The sequence below is a fragment of the Streptomyces sp. LZ34 genome, from assembly GCF_053890475.1.
In genome coordinates this window covers 10,463,187-10,483,914 of sequence record NZ_CM132680.1, presented here as the reverse complement: position 1 = coordinate 10,483,914, position 20,728 = coordinate 10,463,187, and the positions used below count along the sequence as shown (strand labels likewise).

Annotated in this window: 19 protein-coding genes and 3 pseudogenes; 10 read left to right on the top strand and 12 right to left on the bottom strand. The window is 67.1% G+C overall.

Annotated elements, in window-relative coordinates:
* Positions 1-36 precede the first annotated feature (36 nt).
* Positions 37-1,251: an MFS transporter gene (locus ACWY4P_RS45030; protein WP_456206607.1), complete on the top strand. Its 1,215-nt coding sequence runs from the start codon at positions 37-39 to the stop codon at positions 1,249-1,251.
* 165 nt (positions 1,252-1,416) lie between these two features.
* Here the strand turns inward: ACWY4P_RS45030 and ACWY4P_RS45025 are convergent, their stop codons facing one another.
* The 11 genes and pseudogenes from ACWY4P_RS45025 to ACWY4P_RS44975 form a co-directional block, all read right to left on the bottom strand.
* Positions 1,417-3,909 carry a tyrosine-type recombinase/integrase gene (locus tag ACWY4P_RS45025; protein WP_456206606.1) on the bottom strand — a complete coding sequence of 831 codons (2,493 nt, stop codon included), beginning with the start codon at positions 3,907-3,909 and terminating at the stop codon, positions 1,417-1,419.
* Positions 3,906-5,093 carry a tyrosine-type recombinase/integrase gene (locus ACWY4P_RS45020; protein ID WP_456206604.1) on the bottom strand — a complete coding sequence of 396 codons (1,188 nt, stop codon included), beginning with the start codon at positions 5,091-5,093 and terminating at the stop codon, positions 3,906-3,908. Before ACWY4P_RS45020 ends, ACWY4P_RS45025 begins: the two co-directional genes overlap by 4 nt.
* Positions 5,094-5,545: 452 nt before the next feature.
* Complete coding sequence (locus ACWY4P_RS45015) at positions 5,546-5,848, bottom strand: PaaI family thioesterase (RefSeq protein ID WP_456206603.1); 303 nt, start codon at positions 5,846-5,848, stop codon at positions 5,546-5,548.
* Positions 5,849-6,330: 482 nt separating this feature from the next.
* On the bottom strand, positions 6,331-6,984 hold the full coding sequence (locus ACWY4P_RS45010) for a CocE/NonD family hydrolase (RefSeq protein ID WP_456206601.1): 654 nt from the start codon (positions 6,982-6,984) through the stop codon (positions 6,331-6,333).
* Positions 6,894-7,403: a CocE/NonD family hydrolase gene (locus tag ACWY4P_RS45005; protein ID WP_456206599.1), complete on the bottom strand. Its 510-nt coding sequence runs from the start codon at positions 7,401-7,403 to the stop codon at positions 6,894-6,896. Before ACWY4P_RS45005 ends, ACWY4P_RS45010 begins: the two co-directional genes overlap by 91 nt.
* 88 nt (positions 7,404-7,491) lie before the next feature.
* Positions 7,492-7,671, bottom strand: a pseudogene (locus ACWY4P_RS45000) (CocE/NonD family hydrolase); the annotation flags it as partial.
* 43 nt (positions 7,672-7,714) lie between these two features.
* A pseudogene (locus ACWY4P_RS44995) lies at positions 7,715-7,843 on the bottom strand (CocE/NonD family hydrolase); the annotation flags it as partial.
* A gap of 93 nt (positions 7,844-7,936) precedes the next feature.
* Positions 7,937-8,755 (bottom strand): oxidoreductase, encoded by an 819-nt coding sequence (locus tag ACWY4P_RS44990; protein ID WP_456213270.1) that lies wholly within the window; start codon positions 8,753-8,755, stop codon positions 7,937-7,939.
* Between the two features lie 590 nt (positions 8,756-9,345).
* Positions 9,346-9,915, bottom strand: a complete 570-nt coding sequence (locus ACWY4P_RS44985) for a TetR/AcrR family transcriptional regulator (RefSeq protein ID WP_456206598.1) — start codon at positions 9,913-9,915, stop codon at positions 9,346-9,348.
* A 237-nt stretch (positions 9,916-10,152) separates the two neighbouring features.
* On the bottom strand, positions 10,153-11,451 hold the full coding sequence (locus tag ACWY4P_RS44980) for a DUF3533 domain-containing protein (RefSeq protein WP_456206597.1): 1,299 nt from the start codon (positions 11,449-11,451) through the stop codon (positions 10,153-10,155).
* Positions 11,452-11,687: 236 nt separating this feature from the next.
* A complete protein-coding gene (locus tag ACWY4P_RS44975) occupies positions 11,688-12,791 on the bottom strand; it encodes a 4Fe-4S binding protein (protein ID WP_456206596.1) in 1,104 nt (367 codons plus the stop codon).
* Between the two features lie 339 nt (positions 12,792-13,130).
* Between ACWY4P_RS44975 and ACWY4P_RS44970 the strand changes: the two genes are divergently transcribed.
* The 7 genes and pseudogenes from ACWY4P_RS44970 (at position 13,131) to ykgO (ending at position 17,347) form a co-directional block, all read left to right on the top strand.
* The gene (locus tag ACWY4P_RS44970) at positions 13,131-14,222 is read left to right on the top strand and encodes an integrase core domain-containing protein (protein ID WP_456206594.1); all 1,092 of its coding nucleotides are present in this window, start codon (positions 13,131-13,133) and stop codon (positions 14,220-14,222) included.
* 1,378 nt (positions 14,223-15,600) lie between these two features.
* Positions 15,601-15,948 carry a hypothetical protein gene (locus tag ACWY4P_RS44965; RefSeq protein ID WP_456206593.1) on the top strand — a complete coding sequence of 116 codons (348 nt, stop codon included), beginning with the start codon at positions 15,601-15,603 and terminating at the stop codon, positions 15,946-15,948.
* Entirely contained in the window at positions 15,945-16,205 is a 261-nt protein-coding gene (locus ACWY4P_RS44960) for a hypothetical protein (protein ID WP_456206592.1), read from the top strand. The genes ACWY4P_RS44965 and ACWY4P_RS44960 overlap by 4 nt, the downstream gene beginning before the upstream one ends.
* 250 nt (positions 16,206-16,455) lie before the next feature.
* Positions 16,456-16,611: pseudogene (locus ACWY4P_RS44955) on the top strand (DsbA family protein); the annotation flags it as partial.
* 102 nt (positions 16,612-16,713) lie between these two features.
* On the top strand, positions 16,714-16,878 hold the full coding sequence (gene rpmG / locus ACWY4P_RS44950; RefSeq protein WP_352129999.1) for a 50S ribosomal protein L33: 165 nt from the start codon (positions 16,714-16,716) through the stop codon (positions 16,876-16,878).
* Positions 16,879-16,928: 50 nt separating this feature from the next.
* Positions 16,929-17,189 carry a type B 50S ribosomal protein L31 gene (locus ACWY4P_RS44945; RefSeq protein ID WP_456206590.1) on the top strand — a complete coding sequence of 87 codons (261 nt, stop codon included), beginning with the start codon at positions 16,929-16,931 and terminating at the stop codon, positions 17,187-17,189.
* A gap of 35 nt (positions 17,190-17,224) precedes the next feature.
* Positions 17,225-17,347 carry a type B 50S ribosomal protein L36 gene (gene ykgO / locus ACWY4P_RS44940; protein WP_358708567.1) on the top strand — a complete coding sequence of 41 codons (123 nt, stop codon included), beginning with the start codon at positions 17,225-17,227 and terminating at the stop codon, positions 17,345-17,347.
* A gap of 272 nt (positions 17,348-17,619) precedes the next feature.
* On the opposite strand, the gene ACWY4P_RS44935 is transcribed toward ykgO, so the two are convergent.
* Positions 17,620-18,822 (bottom strand): IS110 family RNA-guided transposase, encoded by a 1,203-nt coding sequence (locus ACWY4P_RS44935; protein WP_456206588.1) that lies wholly within the window; start codon positions 18,820-18,822, stop codon positions 17,620-17,622.
* Between the two features lie 247 nt (positions 18,823-19,069).
* Here ACWY4P_RS44935 and ACWY4P_RS44930 point away from each other — a divergent pair, with 247 nt between their 5' ends.
* Both ACWY4P_RS44930 and ACWY4P_RS44925 read left to right on the top strand, forming a co-directional pair.
* The gene (locus ACWY4P_RS44930; protein WP_456206586.1) at positions 19,070-19,285 is read left to right on the top strand and encodes a hypothetical protein; all 216 of its coding nucleotides are present in this window, start codon (positions 19,070-19,072) and stop codon (positions 19,283-19,285) included.
* A 189-nt stretch (positions 19,286-19,474) separates the two neighbouring features.
* Positions 19,475-20,566 carry an integrase core domain-containing protein gene (locus ACWY4P_RS44925; RefSeq protein WP_456206584.1) on the top strand — a complete coding sequence of 364 codons (1,092 nt, stop codon included), beginning with the start codon at positions 19,475-19,477 and terminating at the stop codon, positions 20,564-20,566.
* The last annotated feature ends 162 nt before the right edge of the window (positions 20,567-20,728 follow it).

Sequence of the window (20,728 nt, the reverse complement as noted above, 5' to 3'; positions counted from 1 at the left end):
GTTCAATACATAACTGACCGCGAAGGAGATCAAACCGTGCCTCGTGCCGTATACGTCCTGGCACTCGGCATCTTCGCCATGGTGACCAGTGAGTTCGTGGTCGCCGGGCTGATGCCGCAGATGGCCGAAGGACTGGACGCGACCATCCCTCAGATCGGCTACCTCATCACCGCCTTCGCGGTGGCCATGGCCGCCGGCGGCCCGTTCCTGACCGTGGCCCTGATGAAGTTCCCACCACGGACGGCACTGATGGTGCTGTTCGTCATCTTCCTCGTCGGCAACGTACTGGCCGCCACCGCGACCGGCTACGGCACGATGATGGCCGCGCGGATCATTACCGGCATCGCCTCCCAGGCGTTCTTCGGTGTGGGCATCTCGATGTGCGCCCAGATCACCCGCCCCGAGATCCGTGGCCGCGCGATCGCCGTCATGATGAACGGCCTCATGCTCGGCACCCTGCTCGGGCTGCCCATCTCCACTCTGGTCGGCGAGCGCTTCGGCTGGCGCGCCGCGTTCTGGGCCATCACCCTGATCACCGTGGTCGCGGCCGGGACCACCCTGTTCGGCGTGCCCCGCATCGAACGCGCGGAGGGCGGCGGCTTGCGCCAGGAGGTCGGCGTCTTCAAGAAGCCCAAGATGTGGCTGGTGCTGTCCAGCAGCACACTGATCATCGGCGCCACCTTCTCCGCCTTCAGTTACTTCAACCCCATCCTCACCGACGTCACCGGCTTTCCCACCGGCACCGTCCCCCTGCTTCTCGTCGCCTACGGCGCCGCCACCGTCATCGGCAACAACGTCGTCGGCCGCTTCGCAGACGGTCACACCGTCCCGGTGCTCGCCGTCGGCCTCGTCCTCAATACGGTGTTCCTGACCGGCTTCGCACTTCTCGCCGACGTGCCCGCCCCGGCCGTCATCTGCATGATGGGCATCGGCCTGGTCGGTGTCACCATGAACCCGGCCATGGTGACCCGCGTCCAGCGCACCGGCAACGCAGGCCCCCTGGTCAACACCGTGCACTCCTCCTTCATCACCCTCGGCATCATCCTCGGTTCCTCCATCGGCGCTTTGGTGATCGAAACCTGGGGCCTGCGCGCTCCGCTCTGGCTCGGCGCTGCCTTGGCGCTGGTCGGCCTGGCCACCGTCCTGCCCGACCTCGCCCGCCGCACCGCCCTGGCTACCGGCCCGGCCCCCTTGTCTGCCCTGCCCGACGAAGGGAACGAGCTTGCACCGGTTGATCAGTCGGCAAGGTAGCGATAGCAGATGACGGCTGCGGCAATGTCAGCGAAAGCAACGAAGTGCTCGGCCTTGCACTCGTAACGACCTCCTGGACATGAGGGTGGAAGCCGTCAGGTCGAGGAAGTTGCGGGCGGCGACCAAGTCGCGGAGCCGCTCGCGACTTCCTCTTCCTCGATGCGATCAGGAGTCGGCAGGATCAATCTGCCCTCCTGGCGGCGTGGGAGGGCCTGGCGAGTCGGTGACGACGGGCATGCCGAGGTCGACCAGTTGCGGTCGGCCATCGGTGGGAGTGCGCTTGAGGCTATTGAGCTTGGCCATCGCAGCATCGAGGCTGACCTTGAGCCCTTCGACTTCTCCGAGCCAGCCGTTGGCGCGGGCCTCGCGAATGCGCTCGCGAAGGTTCTGGATGATCTCGATGAGACGGGATCGCTGACGGGGGTCAATTTGGAGGACTGGGCAGCGGATGCAGGCGTGTTCGTGCTTGCAGGGGGTGCCGTAGGGCCGGCCGCAGGTGCCCAGTGACACCTTCCGCAACTCGAAGTGCTGCTGGAAGTCGTGCCACTCCTGCTCGGTGGGCTCGCGGTACTCGTCCTGCGGTCGATCAGCCCGGCGCCGGTCGAGGAAGCCGCGGTAGGTCCGCACGAGGTCGTCCTGGAAGACCGCAAGGTATGCCTGAGTGGTGGTCAGCGTCTTGTGTCCGAGGATGCGGGCGGCGATGTGGACGGGCAGCCCGCCGGTGACCGCCTCGGTGGCGAACATCCTGCGGAAGTCGTGCGGTGTGTAGTTCAGCGGCTGGCCTGCTTGGTCGCGCAGGCCGGTGGCTTCCAGCGTTCGATCGAGTCTGTGCTTGACCGCGGCCTCGCTCATGACCTGCGGCTGCCAGTAGGGCCGTCGTTGGAAGAGGTGGGGCAGCAGCGGGCCGGTAACGCGCTCGTGGGAGTCGTAGCGGGCAACGAGCGGGATCTTGCCGCCGTTGGCGTCGCGAAGGCGTTTGATGATGGTGGCCAGGACGCTGGCGAGTTCGGGGCTGACCAGTAGGAGCCGTTCCTCGTTGCTCTTGGACGGAACGATCTGAAGCAGCGGAACGACTTCTCCGGTCTCAGGCAGTCGGTAGGAGACCAGCGCCAGATGCGTCAGTTCCGTCAGTTCCTCCGCTCGCACTCCGGTGTGGCGCAAGGTCTCGATGACCGCCCAGGACCAGAAGGCGTCGTCTTCCACGAGGCTCTGGTTGATCCGGCGGCCGGTGGCACCGACCGGCCTGATGTAGACGTGCGGCGAGCCGTGGTCCAGCCGGCTGGGCACCTGGTTCACCTTCAGCAACTCCCGCATGTAACTCGTCCCGTCGTGCTCGAAGACCCCGTTGAGCGGGGTGGCGCAAGCGATCTCCAGCAGGGCGGCGGCCTCACGGTGTACTCGCTCGGCCGTCTGGATCAGCAGCGGGAGGTGAGGGAGCCGCTCACGCACCCGCTGGTGCATGCGTGCGGTGGTCTGCTTGTAGATCTTGTGGTTCCCGGCTCCATCGCCCCGGGTGATGGAGCTAGGGACGGCCCACTGTGCCCAGAACGGGTCCTCGTGTGCCCATTCCTGGATATCGAGGTAGAAGCCCCGGACGCGCATCATCACGGCGGTGCGGCCCCGTCGCTCCTTGACCTCCCCGCTCTTGCTGTGGACGTAGGTCACGAGTCGCTGTTTCCAGCCGTCTACGACGTCGTCGGGGAGCCGGAGTGTATCGATGCCGGGATGGTGGGCCTCGATGTCCGCCCAGAAGACACCGACCAGCTCCCGTACCAGTCCGCGGAAACTGCCGTAGTCGACACCGGGACGGCGTTCGTCGAGATACCGCACCAACACGTTCCGGATCGCAGTGGATTGGATGTTGTAGGAGTCGACCAGTTCGGCCGTCGGCCGCTGGCCAAATCGCAGAGCGTCTTTGAGGGTCTCCTTGGACTGGATGACGCCGATGCCTCGCAGCAGTTCCCAGGCAGTGTGGGTCCCGATGAACGCCTCACCTCGCAGTCGGCGTCCTAGGGCCCGGATGTGGAAGAGGTCCTCGGCGGTCAATTCATGCAGGTCGCGGCCGGTGTGCAGGACCATCGCGGAGATCAGGCGCAAGCCTTCATCGACGTGTCGGGGCGTCATGCCTAGCCCGGCGCCATGATCGCGCATGGTGTCCAGGTCCCCGTCGGGAAACATCTGCTGGACGTCCTTGAACAGCCGCAATGCCTTGTAGCCGCGCAGAAAGGCGTATCCCGGCAGGACGATCCGACTCATCATCAGGCAGTTGAGCCCCGCCACCAGCCCGTTGCGCTGGGACTCACTCTGGTCGTCGCCCAGCACGGCGGCGAGTACGAACTCCTTCCCGCTGTCGGCGCCGGCCGCCCGCCAGCGTTCCTGCCACCCATCGCCGGGATGAGCCGCGAGCCAGTCAAGGATCTTGGCCGCGTTCAGCAGCCGCATGTGCCCCCGGTCCCGGTCCGCTTTGGAATCGCGGGACGGCCAGGACGGAGAGGTGGGCAGCAGCGCGAGCACTTCGGCGCGGGTCAGGTGATCGTGGGGCCCGACACGTCCCTCATCGGCTTTCAGTTCGTGGTCGACGAACAACGGCCGCGGCGGAACCGGTCCGGTTCCCGCCAGCCGGACGGAGTTGGCCCGCCGCGATCCTTGCCGGGTCATGCCAGCTCACCGCCGAACAGCACGTCCAGGTCGCTCGCCTCGTAGCCGGTGGCCGGCGAGGGCGGCGGAAGGGCGGCACGTTCCTTCACGTCGGCGAGGTACTCCTGGACGCGTGCGATCACCTGCTCTTCGTCCTCAACCAGGTAGATGTCGGCAGTGGTGCTCAGGTGCGCGTGTCCAAGGATGGTCTGCACGTCACGCAGCGAAAGACGCTTGTCGCGGGCCATGCGCAGGGCAGCGGTGTGCCGCAGGTCGTGCATGGACCAGTTCGTCTCCAGCAAGGCGTTCGCTCGGCGGAACACCGCCCGCAGGGCCTCGTAGTTCATCGGCTGATAGATCAGACCCGCCCCGCGGTCACGTCGGCGCAGGGTCCACCACAGCGGGGCCTGCGGGTCCAGCGGCGTGCCCTCGCTCTGGTAGAGCCGGACCCAGATGAACGCCTCCGGGCTTGCGGGCAGCCACTGCTCGGTCAGGGCGCCCTTGCGCACCACACGCACGAGCTGGTCGCCCCAGTCCACGTCGACCCCCTTCATGCCCAGGAGTTCCGAGGCGCGGGCGCCGTTGCTGATGGCGAGCGCGACGATCGCCCGGTCTCGGTTGGAGCGGAGCGCGGCGAACAACTCGTTCCACCGCTCGTCGGACATCTGCCGGGGCCGGCGGCGTGGGACCTTCGGGTTGTATCGGAGTCGGCCCTCGCCCCGATACGGATCGAGCGGATTGTGGTGGGCGTGGGGATGGCGGCGCTCGGAGCGCGCCAGCGGCACCGGGTTGATCAGCGGGCCGTCGCCGGTCTCGATCCAGAAGGTGTAGAAGCTGCGGATCACAGCGTTGCTGTGCCGGATGGTGCGGGGCTTGTAGCTGTCGTCCAGGTAGGGCTTCTTGGTGATCGGGTTGATGGTGCCCGCCGTCGCGGTGGATACCGTCCGCGCGGCGCTGGGGACCTTGACTGTCGCCCCCAGCCACAACGCGAAGTCCCGCCCTTCGGCAGGAGTGGCCTGGTTCCAGGGAACATCGACCACCCGCAGCCACCGCCACCACCGCAGCAGGTCGAATGCGTAGCTGCGGACGCTGCCGGGCCGGTTGTACCGGGCGACGAAATCGATCAGGTACCGGCGTACCGGTTCGACAGCCCGCCCCTCCTCATCGAAGACCAGCCACGGCACCACGCCCGGGTTCGCGGCCACATACCCCCACCGAGGCAGGCGAATCGATCGGACATCACGCGAGAATTCGTCCAACTTTGCTGCGCTCCTTGCTCGTTCGGGATGCGCAACATCTATCGACTAGACCGACTGGGGGATGCGCCGTGGCCCGGCGCGTCGCTCGGTAGTCCGGTCAACACCTCGATGCCATCCTCAGCCTCAGCTGACAGCCGATCTGCGACCACGACCACGAGCGCGACCTGTCCCACGATGCGCAGCACCCGCTTGCCGGGGCTGGAGGACCTCACCGACGCCATCACCGGGCGGCGACGCAACCGCCCGCGTCATCGTCTACGGCATAGCCGCCACCGTCGCCGATCGGACCCGGCAGACACATTCCGACGAGCAGCCCCGAGCCGAACTGACCGTCGCTGCCGTCCCCTGGCAGCGAGACCGCCAGGCGCGTTCCGCCGCGCGGAACGGACGGCCGCGAGTCAGGTGGTGTGGGCAGGGGGATGATCGGTCAGGGCGGACCGCTTGCCGCCGGTCGGGAAGACCAGGCAGGTGGTGGTGGCGTGGCTGAGCAGCCTGCCGGTCAGGTCGGTGATGGTGGTTGTGGCGCAGGCGGTGCGCCGGCCGATGCTGAGGGCGGTGGCTTCGCAGCGGATTCGGCCCGTGCTGATGGTGACCGGGTGCAGGAAGCCGATGTTGAGGCCCTGCGCGGTGTAGCCGGTTCCAGCGGGCCGACGGCTGTGGACGGAGCAGCCCCGTGCGGTGTCCGCGAGGGCTGCCAGCACACCGCCGTGGACGGTGCCGAGTGGGTTGTAGTGCCATTCCGCGGCGGCGTCATTTCGAACACGACGCGTCCTGGTTCGACTTCGACGGGTCGATCGCCAAGGTGTCCAGAGCCGGAGGTCGTGGCAGCTTTTCCGCGCTGATCCCCCGCAGGACCTCCAGGCCGCTCAGTTGCTGCGTGGCTTCGGCAGTCGGCTGGGGATCGGCCCACATGTAGGCGCGGTGCCGTGCCTGAACTGTCCCCGCCTCGTCGCTCCCCTCATGGTCGGGCGGTCGGTTCTTTTGCGACACGGGGTGACGGCTGGCGGGACACGGTCGGTGGCCATAGGGGCCCTGTCTGGTTCCTTGGGGCGGTCAGTCGGACGCTGGGTCGGCGTGGGCTGGTGATCCGCAGTTGGCTCATGCGCCATCTGACGGCCGAGAGGTGGTGCATGATCGGGTGTCTCTGCCCATCCATTGCGCGGTGTCGGCGCTTGCTGCGCTCTTATGGGGCCGGAACCATCGGCAGGACGATGCGGGACGGCCGGGCAACGTGGCGGAAGACCTGCTGCCGGGCCTCCCGGGCCGTGATGGCGCTCTCCTCGGGTCCGCCCGTGTTGAGGTTGCGGTCCCAGCGCGGGAAGTTGCTGGATGTGACCTGGACCCGTATCCGGTGACCCGCGCGGAAGACGATGCTGGTCGACCACAGGTTCACGACGTGCTCGGCCGGCTCGCCCGGTGTCGCCCGCACCCGCAGGATGCCGTCGGCCACATTGCGGGAGACGCCCGTCTGGTCGACGTCACACAGGCGTACCACCCAGTCGGTCGAGGGCCGGTCCGTGGCGGCGAAAAGCACCGCCCGGATGCGGCCGGTCACCTCAACGTCCTCGGCGAGCGGTTCGGCGGTGAAGACCAGGACGTCCTCGCGCGCCTCCACGGCCGCCTGGTCGAGCGGCCCGGGACGGAACTCGTCGGACATCAGGAGCGCGCCGCCGGTGGTGAGCACCGGATCCATGGGGTCGTAGCTGAACTCCTCGGGCTGCTCGGCGGTGGACGGCGACTCAAGGGTCAGGCGTCCGTGCACACGCAGGTGGAAGTCCGTGTCCACCGCGCGCGGCAGGGGCCATTCCGTCTCTTCGCGCCACTGGTTGATCCCCATTCGGATTTCGCGCCGAACCCGAAGTTGAAGTCACCGACCACGTGCCGCCAGTTGGTATGGGTCCACGGGCCCATGATCAGCGTGGCGGACCGGCTGGCGCGGTGCATGGCGGTGAAGTTGTCGAGCGTGCCCTGGCAGAAGATGTGATACCAGCCGCCGAGCTGGAAGGTGGGCAGGTCGACCTCCTCGTGCCGGCCCGCGACGCGGCAGGACCGCGCCCAGCCGGGCTCCCGCCGGGAACGCTCGTAGCCCACCTCGGGAAGGTCGTGCCGGGCGAACGCGGGAAACCGCCCGGCGGGCAGCTCCCCGTAACCGCCGCTCGCCAGGCCGTCCAGATCCCGCAGGAGCCCGGTGATGCCGCTCATGAGGCCGTCGAGGTCGGTGCGGTGACGGCGCATCAGGGCGTCGGCGCCCTGCATGAGGGACCAGGGCGCGGTGATGCCGAGCTCGATCGCACCACAGGCCGTCGTCCGGATCGGACCACGTGATCAACGGCGCTATCGCCTTCAGCTCCGGCGGCTTCGACAGCGCCCCCATCCACTGAGTGTTGCCGAAGTAGCTGCCGCCGCACATGCCGACGGAGCCCTTGGAGCCAGACAGGGCAGCGGCCCACCGTACGGTGTCGTAACCGTCGCTCTCCTCGTACGTCCACGGCTCCCACTCCCCGTCCGGAGGCGAACCGGCCACGGGTGTCCTGTATGACAACCTTGAAGTCGCGCCGGGCCGCCGCCAGGGGATCGAGCATGACGGCCATCATGGGCCTCTGCTTGCCGTACGGCAGCCGGCTCAGCAGCACCGGCCACGGCCCCGTACCGCCAGGCCGGTAGACATCCGCCCGCAGCACCGTGCCGTCACGCATCTCCGCCGGAACATCAAACTCGATCCGGATCTCCGCCATGTGCCGCTCTGTGTGCGTCTTTTTCTCGTGGGTGTGCTTGGGTGCGGGCGGGCGTCAGCGGGCCAGCCGGTTGTACTTGCGGATCTGGGTGTAGAAGATCCGGGAGGGAACGATGCGGCGCAGCGTGCTGATGCGCCCGGCCATCGGGCCGGTGGTGTACCGCAACTTCGGCTTGGTATCCGTCGCTGCGGCCACGATCGCCTTGGCGACGGTGGCCGGGTCGTCGCCGTCCCTGACGGCCGTGGCGATCACCTGAGCGGCGATGCGACGCTGCTTGTCGTAGACCTGCAGGGGCGTGTCGGGCTGCGTACTGTTCGCCTCGAACCCGGTGTTGGTCCCGCCAGGCTCGACGAGAAGGGCCCGCACGCCGTATTCCCGGACCTCGTGGTCCAAGGACTCGGAGTATCCCTCGACCGCGTGCTTGGACGCGGCGTAGGCAGCCAGGTACGGCGCCGGGATGATCCCGAAGATGGAGGAGAGGTTGATGATGCGTCCGCCTCCCCGGGCTCGCATGTGCGGCAGCACCTCCTTCACCATGCGCATGACGCCGAAGACGTTGATGTCGAAGACGCCCTTGGCCTGCGCGACGGAGTTTTCCTCGGCCGCACCCGTCAAGCCGATACCGGCGCTGTTGACCAGGACGTCAATCCGCCCGAACCAGTCGACAACCTGCTGGACCGCGGCAGTGACCGACTTGTCACTGGCCACGTCCAGGTCGAGGAAGGTTACTCCGTCGAGCGGGGTGACGCGCGAAGCGTCGCGGCTTGTGCCGACCACGTCGAAACCCGCTTCGACCAGCGCGAGCGCGGCCGCCTTCCCGATGCCGGATGACGCACCCGTCACGAGTGCCACCGGCCGATTTGCCGTCATCATGGACTCCCGAAACCATTGAGAAACCGATCGGTTTTTCCAAGCGTAAACCGATCGGTTTCCAAGCACAAGCTCGAGGGGGACTGATCGCGGGCCGCGTCGCCGGGTTGATCCACCGGCAGAGAGTCCGCGTTCGGCCGTCGTCGGGGCCAGAGGCGTCCACGCCTGAGCCGGCGCCGTACGGTGCGGAGCTCCGCGGCGCCTACTGGAGTATGGAACACCCCCGCCTGGCTTTCGAGTGCGCGGACGAAGGGGTGGAAGTGCTGCGAGCAGAGCCTCTGTTCAACGCGAATGCTTACGCGCCGGGATATGCCATCGCGGCAGCCGCCGAGGTGCAGGGCGATGACCAGATCAGCGAGCTCTTCCGGGCTGACCGGATGAGGCTCTGTGAAACAGTGCACCCGTCACCGGGCGCCGACGCCAACGCGACCACGACCTTCCTGGCACAGAGCATGCTTCCACACCGTTACCGCTCTCGGGCTTCCTCCCGAGCGCCGGGAGGCGTGAAGCCGTGCGAGCTGCTCCGGCTGCAGGGGACCGGCACGCACTCGTAGAGCACATCAGTCACCGAGCCTGCTCGAAGAGTCGATGCGTCAGCACATGCCTGCCGCATCGAGCAAGGTGACCACAGTGGGCGCGATGAGCCCTGTGAGGTTGTCGGCCCCGATCCCCGCACGGGCACTGGCGCCGTCGAAGACCAGGCTGAGCTGCCGGGCCAGCAGCTCCGGATCGCTCGCGCCACCCTGTTCGGCCTCGGCACGGAAAAAGGCTGTCAGGTTTCCCTTGATCCGGTGCGCCACCTGGCTCGCAGGGTGACTCTGGTCCTTGAGCTCGATCTGCACCGCCAGGTACTGACAGCCTCGGAACTCGGGAGCACCCGCCTGCGATTCCACGTTCTCGAAAACGTGCAGGATCCGCTCGCGGGATGTACGGCCATCGTCCGCCGCAGGCAGGAGCCCCCCCACGAAGGCAGAGGCGCGCTCCTCCAGGCTCGCCGCCAGCAGTTCCTCCTTGCTGTCGAACAGCATGTACATGGAGCGCTTCGACACCCCCGCCGCCTTGCACAGCGCCTCGACACCGATGCCGACACCATCTCGGTAGGTCAGCGCGGCCGCCGCCTCCAGCAGCCGCTCTCGGGAACTTCGCTTCACCTCGGTGGTCATACTGGGAGGATAACTCGATTCCGTTGAAATAAAAACCGATCGGTTTCCAGGGTGTGTCGGGGGCGATATCGGGCGCCGCGCACAACCGAGCGGACACCTGAACTGCGCCAGGGGGCTCCGCGTGACTTTGAGGGAAAGACCATCGCCGAGCCCTGATGGCGTACGCACCCCCGTCCCCACGGGGCGACACACACCGGGGCCACTCCGAACAAGGGCCCCGTCCGGGGTGACGTTCCGCTACGCCGGGACGGCGGTCTTCTCAGGCTTCGACTCGACCGGGATACGGTGCAACCCCTTGCGGTCGTACCAACCGGTCATGCCGAAGCCGAACAGCGCGGCCACCGCGAGGCCGACGGCCATCATCACCCAGCCCCGGGCCAGGCCCGCGTCGGCCTGGGCGTCGTAGTAGAGGATCGAACGGAGACCGCCGGTGATCTGCCGCAGCGGCTCAAACTCCGCGAGGAAGCGGTAGAACCCGGGCAGCGCCGCGATGGGGGTGGTGGCGCCAGCCGTCGGCACCGCCATCCCGATGAAGACCAGCGTGACCACCAGCATGCCGGGCGTGCCGAAGACGGCAAGGAGGGTGAGCGCACCGATCCCGGAGACCGCGATGGCGCACACCGAGTACAGCCACAGCAGCGGCAGATGGGAGGCGTCCATCCCCATGATGCCGACCGCGCCCACCATGACCAGGGTTCCCATCAGCAGGGAAAGACCGATCATCAGAGTGCTGCTGATGGCGAGGGTCTGCACCCGGGTCGTCCGGATCAGCGGGCGGTGCAGGCGCAGCGGGCCCAGGTCGTTGTGGGTGTAGCCGAGGGCGTGGTCCACCTGGCCACTGATGACATTGGCGGAGAGCATGCCGCAGACCACCAGGACGAGCGCGTAGTAGAACGCCGTCAGGCCCAGACCGCTGTGCGAGTCGAGTGGATGCCCGTCCTCAACCGTGACGGCGGCCGGGTCGGCGAGCAGGACGCGCGCCGCGACGGGCAGCTTCGCTTGCCCGGCCGCGTTCTGCGCGGTCAGTTCCTTGCCCACCTGGAGCGAGGCGCTCTCGGCCGCCGCAGTCGAAGCCGCCCGAGCCAGGCTGGAGCCCAGGCTGCCGGCGGACTGGTTGGTCAGCACCGTCAGCGTCGGGCGAACCGGTCTCTTGGTGCCTGCGGTGCTGGTCAGTGCGGTGGTCGAGGAGGTGAAGTCGGCGGGCACGACGAGCGCGCCGTACAGCTTGCCCTCACCGAGCTCCTCCTTCACCTCCTTCTCGTCCATCATCTTCCAGTCGATCTTGTCCCCGCTCGTAGTGGACTTCTTGATCGACTCGGTGATCCGCGCCCCCAGGTTGACCTGCTTGCCACCGACAGCGGCCCCCGTGTCGGCGTTGACCAGACCGACGGGCAGCTTCTTCATGTGATCGGCCGGATCGATGTTGGCGCCGACGTAGAACACGGTGAACAGCAGCGCGAGGATACCCGTGATGACGCCGTTGGCGATCCACAGCGGCTTGGCTCGCAGGACGCGGAAGGGGTGAATTCCATTCATGGCTTACTCCGGTCTGGACAACACAGCGACATCGGGAGGAGACCGGACGGCGTCGTTGCAGGCCAACGGACCTCGGAACGTTCGCACGTGAGGGGTTCGTCGTGAGCGCGAGTACAGAGCACTTGTAAGCGTCGTACACCGAAGAACACCTCATGCAGTACGAGCAGGCTCCAGGGTTCGCCGACAACAGCGAGGGCGTTCGCGATCCAGTACGGGTGCGGGCGCAGTGCACCCGGTCAGGAGGATGAGGGGCGTTTCGCCGGGGGCTGCCAGCCGCCGGCGACTTCTTTGACGGGCTTGTGGGGGAAGCGGCGCTGGGCGTATTCCTGCGCGTGTGAGCCCGGCAGGACGTAGAGGGTTTCCTTCTTCTCCTGGAGCGGTCGCAGCACGATGTCCATGAAGGTCTTGCGGTCCTCCAGGTAGGGGCCCAGGACGTCCTCGCCGCCGGGGCAGACGGCCAGGCAGTAGCCAGACTTGTAGCCGGGGGGAGAGGTCAGGCTCTGCCACATGGATGCGCTCTCGGAATCCGTGACCCGGGAGCGGTAGTCGGCGGCGTCCTCGCTGTCGGCCACCGTCTGCGCCCAGTCGGTGAACCCGCTCATGAACTCACGGTAGTTGTGCGTGGTGCAGGCCAGCGCGTCGAATGCCCCGTCCTTGCTGATGGCGCCGACCGGGCAGGCGGCGACGCACAGCTTGCAGTCGATGCAGGGGTTGTAGTCCAGCGCCTGCCCGTAATCGCTCACCTCGGCGTTTACCAGGACGGTGGCCAGCAGCACGAAGTTGCCGAACTTCGGGTGGATGACGTTGCGGTGCAAGCCCATCACGCCGAGCCCCGCGGCCACCGCGACCGTCTTGTGCGCCACCACCCAGATCCGCTCACCGGGGAAGCGGTCCATCTCCTGGGGGAAGCCGACAGACGGATTGAGCGCGCGGTAGCCGGCGTCCTGCAGTGCCTGGGTGACGCTGCGGGCGGCGTAGTTGGCCTGCTCGTCGGTCTGGTGGAACTCCTGGTTGGCCACGCTGCGGGCCGGGGAGCGGCAGTTGTCGCGGTTCATCCGGACCGCCATCGCGATCAGGGTGCGGGTGCCGGGCAACGCGGCCAGCGCGTGCTCGCGCTCGCCGGCAAGGTCGGGGTGGTCCAGGCTGACCGCGGCCGCATCGTCCGCACCGGCCGCCAGGCATAGTTCGCGCAGCCAGGCCGCGTCGATCACCGCCGGCGGGCTCGCGACGTCACCAGCCCTGCGCCGGGCGAGTACGGCGTGCACCGACGGGTGCGCAGCCAGCTTCGCCGGAAGCTCCGAATCCGGCCTTTGCCGATCGGCGTCGCGCGCGGTACTCATCCGATCCCCTAGTGAGTCTATTTTTCAAACTCGCCCCCACGGCGAGAAACCGATCAGTTTCTATCACCGTAAACCGATCAGTTTCAAGACGCAAGCCCAAGCGCCGGGGCGTCCCCCGACCGCACGGTGACGGCCGGGCCGACTGCCGTTTGGCACACTATTTTCAAGTGAACGCAACCTTCGACCGCAGGAGACCGACTACGGTCGCATATGCGAGCTCTGCGGGTGCCGATAAATCATCCACGCAGGTCGGGAGCCTGATCACGGATCTTCGGCTCTCCTTGTCATTCGCCCCAAGTGCTTCACCCGCGAAGGGCCGGGGCGGCATCATGATCTGTCGTGCTGCTGCGCCTGGCCTACCTCGCCGCGACCAACGCCCTGGCGTTCCTACGCCTCCTGCCGATAAGCGACAAAGAGAAGGATGTCGAGATCCTGATGCTCCGGCACCAGCTGCTGGTCCTGCAGCGTCAGGTCGGCAAGCCGAGCTTCACCGACAGCGACCGTGCCATCCTCGCCGGCCTGCTCCACCACCTCCCCAAAGACAGATTGCGGCACCTTCTGCTGCTGGTCCGCCCCGCGACGGTGTTGCGCTGGCATCGGGAGCTGCTCGGGCGGCGCCATGCCGCGACCTGCGTACCCAGTCGACGTGGACGCCCCCGCACCCTCCGGTCGATCCGTGCCCTGGTCCTGCGTCTGGCCAAGGAGAATTCCTCGTGGGGATATCGCCGGATCCACGGCGAACTCGCAGCACTGGGGATCACGGTCGCCGCCTCAACGGTCTGGGAGATACTCCGCGAGCACGGCATCCCACCCGCACCCGAACGACAGAGCACGACCTGGGCCGACTTCCTCCGCAGCCAGGCCAAGGCCATTCTCGCCTGCGATCTCTTCGAAGTCCGCACGCTGACCGGAGCGCGCCTGTACATCTTCGCCGTCATCGAGCACACCACCAGGCGCATCCGGGTCCTCGGCGCCACGGCACACCCCACCGCGGAGTGGATCGTGCAGCTCGGACGCAATCTCCTCATGGACCTCAAGGACGCGAGCAGCAAGGCGAAGTTCCTCATCCGCGACCGCGATTCCAAGTTCACAGCCGCCTTCGACGCCCTGATGACCGGTGCCGGTCTCAAGGTCGTCACCACCGGCATTCGGATACCCCGGATGAACTCACTTATGGAGCGCTGGATACAGACCTGCCGCAGGGAACTCCTGGACCGGACCCTGATCTGGCACCAGAGCCACCTCCTCCACGCCCTGCGCGAGTACGAATCCTTCTACAACGAGCACCGCCCGCACAGAACCCTGGAACAAGCCGCCCCCTGCCGCCCGCTACCCACACCCATCACCCAACAAGCCCAACTCGCCCACCTGGAAGTCAGCCGACGAGACCGACTCGGCGGAACCCTCCACGAGTACCAACGAGCGGCGTGAACTGCACGGATGATTTATCGGCACCGGCAGATTTGTACCGCAGCGCGGCGATGCCGACACGATTTACACGCCGACACCGCCCACGCTGCAAAAAATCAGCGCCTGAGCGCTGCAAGCGCATCTTAGCCACAATTCTCCTCAACCCAACGGAAGGCGGGCGTGTCAGGCCGGCGGATGGGCTGACTCGGCTGCTGGAGCCAGTCGAAGCGATGCTCGACGCAGAGGACAACACCTGTGCGACTCTGTCGCCCGATTCGGTCGACCTGGTGAAACCGGTGGGCCGCTCACGACGAACGCGCAGGTGAGGCTGATCGAATTAGGTCTCACCACGATTCGGGCGACAGAGTCGCACAGGTGATGAGCTGGCTCACCACACGTTCGAGTCGGATCATGTGCTCGTCCTCAACCGACCGTCACCATGTAACGGCAACACCAGACTTGTCGCGATCCCCCGACCAGCAGCCTCGTCACTTCCCGCGCCACCGTCCAGGCACGGCCCGGCCATCCCGCTGACCTTCCAGCCCAAGAACGACCAGGCCGGAGCCTTGTCCCCTTGCGGAGACCCTCTGCCGCCAGCCCCGCAGCCGCTTGGCACACTATTTCATACGGCGAGCGCACCTGCCGACTGTCTCGCTACGGCGCTACAGAGCCCGATAGAGCGCTCACGCCCTGAGAGTGCCCCGTCTGCCGACAGACGCCAAGGGGCATTACCTCGTCTTGACGCGGCAGGCACCTTGCGACCGGGACACCCGAGCACCGGCTGCCTGCGGAAACACGCCTACCGAGGCCCTCAGCCCACAGCTTCCCCCCTGTCGCATGGGGAGCACGAGATCGTGCTCCCACCCCGAAAGGGGGTCGAGAGCCGACAAGAGGTTCTTATGCCTCTCGATGTAGAGAGCATCCGAATCGATCGGGTGACATCGGGGGCCCTGGATGACGACGGCGCGTGGGGGCGCGGTACGGCGCTGCAGGTCTACCGGATCGAGTGACGGACGAATCGGGCACCGTTGACACGTCTGCGAGTTGGGAGCACGAGGGCTCCCACTTGCTCCCAGCCCGGAAACGGTTAAGGCCGCCTCCGCTACCCGCGGAAACGGCCTCCGACCTGCGATGATGCTGGTCGGGACGACAGGATTTGAACCTGCGACCCCTTGACCCCCAGCCCAGTGACCACTCTCCGCAACAATCCGTACCGGACCGTAGCGCGCGGTTCGGATCCGAACCGCGCTCTTGCGCGCTACGGAGAACGCGGCAATCAGCTACTCCCCGATCGCGACAGATAGGCCATGCGACGGCGTGCGGAGCGGACCGGAGTCACCCACGGCCGCCGCGCCCCCACGGTATGGTGCGACGAGCAAACCACGTACCGGAGGTCATCGTGAGCGCGCAGCCAGACGGCCCGTACGGACCCCTTATCCCCATGCCTGACCTCACCCCTGACGCACTGCGCGCGGCTGTCGCTCGGATCGCTCCCAGCAGGATCCCTGCGCTCACTCAGCACTTGTTCGAGGCGACCACAAACGCACAGCAGACACAGAGCCTCGCACCCCTGCGGGCTTTCGTCCACTCATGGGCCGTATTCGTCGCCATCGAGCGGCACCCGGAACGCGCCGCCCGCCTCCGTGAGCTTGAGCAGATTGTCGATATGGCCGAACAGGACCCGACGGCGGCCATCCACGAAATTCAGCAGATCCGCATGGCCGCGGAGGCCGAGGCGGGGCTGTGACCGACTGGACCTGGGAGTACAACCCGAGCGAGGAGCACGTCGCCGACGGACTTGCGCCAGGCGTCGTGGCAGAGGTCGAACGGCTGGCGACCGAACTCGCCGCGCTTGGAGTCGACGCGGCAAAGGTGGGTCGACCCCTCGACCGAGAAGGCGGACTCCGAGAATTCGACATTCTCGGCGGACGCGGCTTCATCAGCTTCCTCTCAGTACCACGCCACCACTGCATCTATATCTGCAACATCACCTGGTACGGATGACGTTCCACTCGTACCAGCGCAGTTGACGAGGCCGCTGAGGGCCCGGGTGGGCAGAATTTCGCGGGTCTGCAGTTCATACAACTGTGCTTGCCAAGAAGGTCATCAGCCCGGATCGGAGCGGGTGCACCGAATCCTGCGGTCGTGGGCGACGATCGCCCGTTCAGACGCTCAAGCGTGGCCGGTGGTACACGCCTGATAATGATCGATCGTGCTCCGACTGGCCTTGTGCCGTTCGGAAACTCGTCGCTGGATCGGCGAGGATGTGGAGTCGGCGGACCTCAGCGGCGTGGCGGGTACGCCCACATTCTTCGTGAACGGGCGCAGGCATCACGGTGCCTACGACACCGGCAGCCTGTCGGCGGCCGTGCGCGCCGCCCGAGAGCGCGCGGCGGTCGGTGCTCGCTGAGACGGTCACCACCGGGAATGTGGTGCCGGGTCGTGTGGTTGAAGGGGACGTCTGACATGGCCGAGTCAATCGAGACTCGGGTGGTGGCGAAAGGAGTCCCCCATGGCACGCAGCACCACGCGGCCTGTCGTCAAGCTGAAGTCGACGGCCGGTACCGGAGTCACCTACGTGACCCGCAAGAACCGTTTGAACGACCCCGACCGGCTGGTCCTGCGCAAGTACGACCCGGTGGTCGGCGAGCACGTCCTGTTCCGCGAAGAACGCTGACACCTGCCTCCGTCGTCCGGCGACGGAGGCCCCCTGAGGAGGCACAACCCATGAGGTCCGGCATCCACCCCATCTCCCGCCCCGTCGTCTTCCGCGACCGCACATCGGGATTCCAGCTGCTCACCCGCTCCACCATCGACACCCAGCAGACGGTCGAGTGGGAGGACGGCGCCACGTATCCGATCGTCGACGTCGAGATCTCGTCGGCGAGCCACCCGTTCTACACCGGCACCTCGCGGGTCCTGGACACCGCTGGTCGGGTGGAGCGCTTCCAGCGACGCTACGGCCGCACCGCTCCCCTTCACCACTGACGGCCGGACCCGTTCGATCCTGGAAGGAGACCGCGATGAAGGTACGCAAGTCCTTGCGCTCCCTGAAGACCAAGCCCGGCGCCCAGGTGGTGCGCCGCCGTGGCGTGACCTACGTGATCAACAAGAAAGACCCACGCTTCAAGGCCCGCCAAGGCTGACCGCTCACCCGTCGGCACACTCACGGCCCGACAACCGTCTCCCGCAGGGCGGCGAGTTGGCCGCCGCCAACGCAGGCCGCGCTACTCGGTCAGCCGCGCGGTGCGCACGGCGGAGGAGGTACGGCTGCGACTGCTGGCGCCCCAGGCGCCGTACGCGGACGCGGAACCGGTGGCCCCGGACCTGGAGGACGCCTACCTCGCCGTCATCCACCGGCCGGGCGGCCCCGGCCCCCTGGCGGACGCGCCGCGGGGGGGTGCCCTTATGGGTTTGGTCAAGCCGGGACGGCTGGTCGTGACTCGTAGAAGGTGCCGTCTCTGAGCATCGCGAACAGGACGTCGACGCGTCGCCTGGCGAGGCAGAGGATGGCTTGGGTGTGATGCTTCCCTTGCGCGATTTTCTTGTCGTAGTAGGCCCGTGATGCGGGGTCTGCCAGCGATGCGATCGCGGCGAGGAAAAACGCTCTCTTCAGCTGCTTGTTGCCTCGCCGGGCTGGATGCTCACCTCGGATCGAGGAGCCGGAACTCCTGGTCACCGGGGCGAGACCGGCGTATGCCGCGAGGTGGGCGGCGGTGGGGAAGGTGCTGCCGTCGCCGACGTCGATGAGGATGCGGGCTCCGGTCCTGACCCCGATGCCGGGCATCGAGATCAGGACCTTGGAAAGAGGGTGGGCCTCCAGCAGGTCCTCGATCCGCTTCTCGATGAGCTTGCGCTGGTCGAGGACGGCCCGCAGGGAGCCGGCCAGGCTCGGGACGATCAGTGCGGCCGCGTCGGTGCCGGGGACCACGACGGTCTGTTCGTCGAGTGCGGTGAAGATGTCGGTGACCAGGCGTTCGGCCATGCGCGGGGCCTTCGGGCGGGCAAGGCTGATCAGCCTGCGGCGTCCGGCCTTCCTCAACTCGGCCGGGGATCCAAAGCGTTCCAGCATCGTCAGGACCGCGAGATGGTCCAGCCGCGGGCCCAGGACCCGCTCCAGCGAGGGATGGATCTGAGTCAGCAGACCCCGCAGCCGGTTGCTGATGCGGGTCGCCTCACCTGCGAGGTCGTCGTCGAAGCCGACGATCATCTCCAGCTCGGCGACGGCCTCGTCGGTTGGCGCGAGGTCGCGCAGGGTGTGGGGCATGGTGCGGGCGGCGTCGGCGATGATCGCGGCGTCGCGGGCGTCGGTCTTGGCCTCGCCGGGGTAAAGGTCGGCGATCCGCCGCATCGTCAGGCCGGGCAGGTAGGCGACGCGACATCCGGTGTCACAGGCCACGGCCAGGGGCAGGGCCCCGATGGAAGCGGGCTGGTCGACCACGACGAGTACGGTCCCGTGCTTGGCCTGGAGCTTGGTGAACAGTTCTCGCAGCTTCGGTTCGCTGTTGGGCAGCCGCTTGTCGAAGGCTTTCTTCCCGGCCGGCGTCAGGGCGGTGGCGTGGTGTTCACCCTTGCCGACGTCCAGGCCCACGAAGATGTTCACCTGGTCGAGCTCGGTCACGTGCATTCCTCCGGCGAGAGGTTCTGCCCACCCGGCCTCACCTGCGGCACCGATCTCCGGCATCCACGCTATGAAGAGCCTGCCGACACTGCGGCGGTCCTGCCCTTATCAGCGGTCTACCGGTGCCTCCGGGACCGGTGACACCACCCCCCAGATCATGTGGTTCAACAGGGGGGAGAAATCATGCCGGGCCCGGAGGCCGGGAGCCCCGTTGCGGGGCCGTGGAGAAGATAACGGGGGTGCGGCGATGAGGTCCGGCTCCCGGGGCACGGCCGGCGCGATCGCTGGTCGGCTCGGCAGGCTCGCCCTCGCCGACTTCCGCGAGCGAGCCCGGTGCCCCGCCTACGCGCTGACCCTGGCGGCGGCGGTCGCCCTCGGCTGGCTGGCCGTACCGGCCGCCGGCGCCCACTGGGTCATTCTCCAGATCGGCGTTCGGCCGGTTCGACCCCGCCCGGGGCGGTGAGCTACTCCAGGGCGTGTCGCGGTGGTGGTGAGCCGCCCCGGGGAACCGACAACAGTTGAATACGAGAGCCCTGCGGGTGCCGGTAAATCGTCCACGCAGGTGAGAGCTTGTTCAGAGATCTTCGACTTTGGCCGATGCTCACCCCGGCGTCTTCACCTGTACAAGGCCCCGACGGCATCATGATCTGTCGTGCTGCTGCGCCTGGCCTACCTCGCCGCGACCAACACCCTGGCGTTCCTACGCCTCCTGCCGATAAGCGACAGAGACAAGGACATCGAGATCCTCGTGCTCCGGCACCAACTGCTGGTCCTGCAACGCCAGGTCGGCAAGCCTGCCTTCACCGACAGCGATCGCGCTGTCCTCGCCAGCCTTCTGCACCACCTGCCCAAAGACAGACTGCGGCACCTTCTGCTGCTGGTCCGCCCCAAGACGGTCTTGCGCTGGCATCGGGAGCTGCTCAGGCAGCGCCATGCCGCGACCTGCATGCCCAAGCGGCGTGGACGCCCACGCACCATCCGCTCGATCCGCGCCCTCGTCCTGCGTCTGGCCAGGGAAAATGCCTCGTGGGGATATCGCCGGATCCACGGCGAACTCGCAGCACTGGGGATCAAGGTCGCCGCCTCCACCGCCTGGGAGATACTCCGCGAGCACGGCATCCCACCCGCACCCGAACGACAGAGCACCACCTGGGCCGACTTCCTCCGCAGCCAGGCCAAGGCCCTTCTCTCCTGCGATCTCTTCGAAGTCCGCACGCTGACCGGGGCGCGCCTGTACGTCTTCGCCGTCATCGAGCACACCACCCGTCGCATCAGGATCCTCGGTGCCAGCGCACATCCGACCGGGCACTGGATCGTGCAGCTCGGACGCAACCTCCTCATGGACCTCGAAGACGCAGGCAGCAGGGCACGGTTCCTGATCCGCGACCGCGACTCGAAGTTCACAACCGCCTTCGACGCCCTGATGACCGACCTCGGTCTCAAGATCGTCACCACCGGCATTCAGATACCCCGGATGAACTCCCTCATCGAGCGCTGGATAAAGACCTGCTGCACCGAACTCCTGGACCGGACCCTGATCTGGAACCAGAGCCACCTCCTCCACGCACTACGCGAGTACGAATCCTTCCACAACGAACACCGCCCGCACAGAGCCCTGGAACAAGCCGCCCCCTGCCGCCCACTACCCACACCCATCACCCAACAAGCCCAACTCACCCACCTGGAAGTCAGCCGACGAGACCGACTCGGCGGAACCCTCCACGAATACCAGCACGCCGCGTGAACTGCACGGATGATTTATCGGCACCCGCACCTACGCGAGTTCGAGCAGTTCTACAACAGACACCGACCCCACCAAGGCCGAGACCAACTCGCGCCCAACGACAACCCGAACATCACCCCTCTGCCAGCAGCCAGGATCAATCGCCGGCAAGCCGTCGCCAAC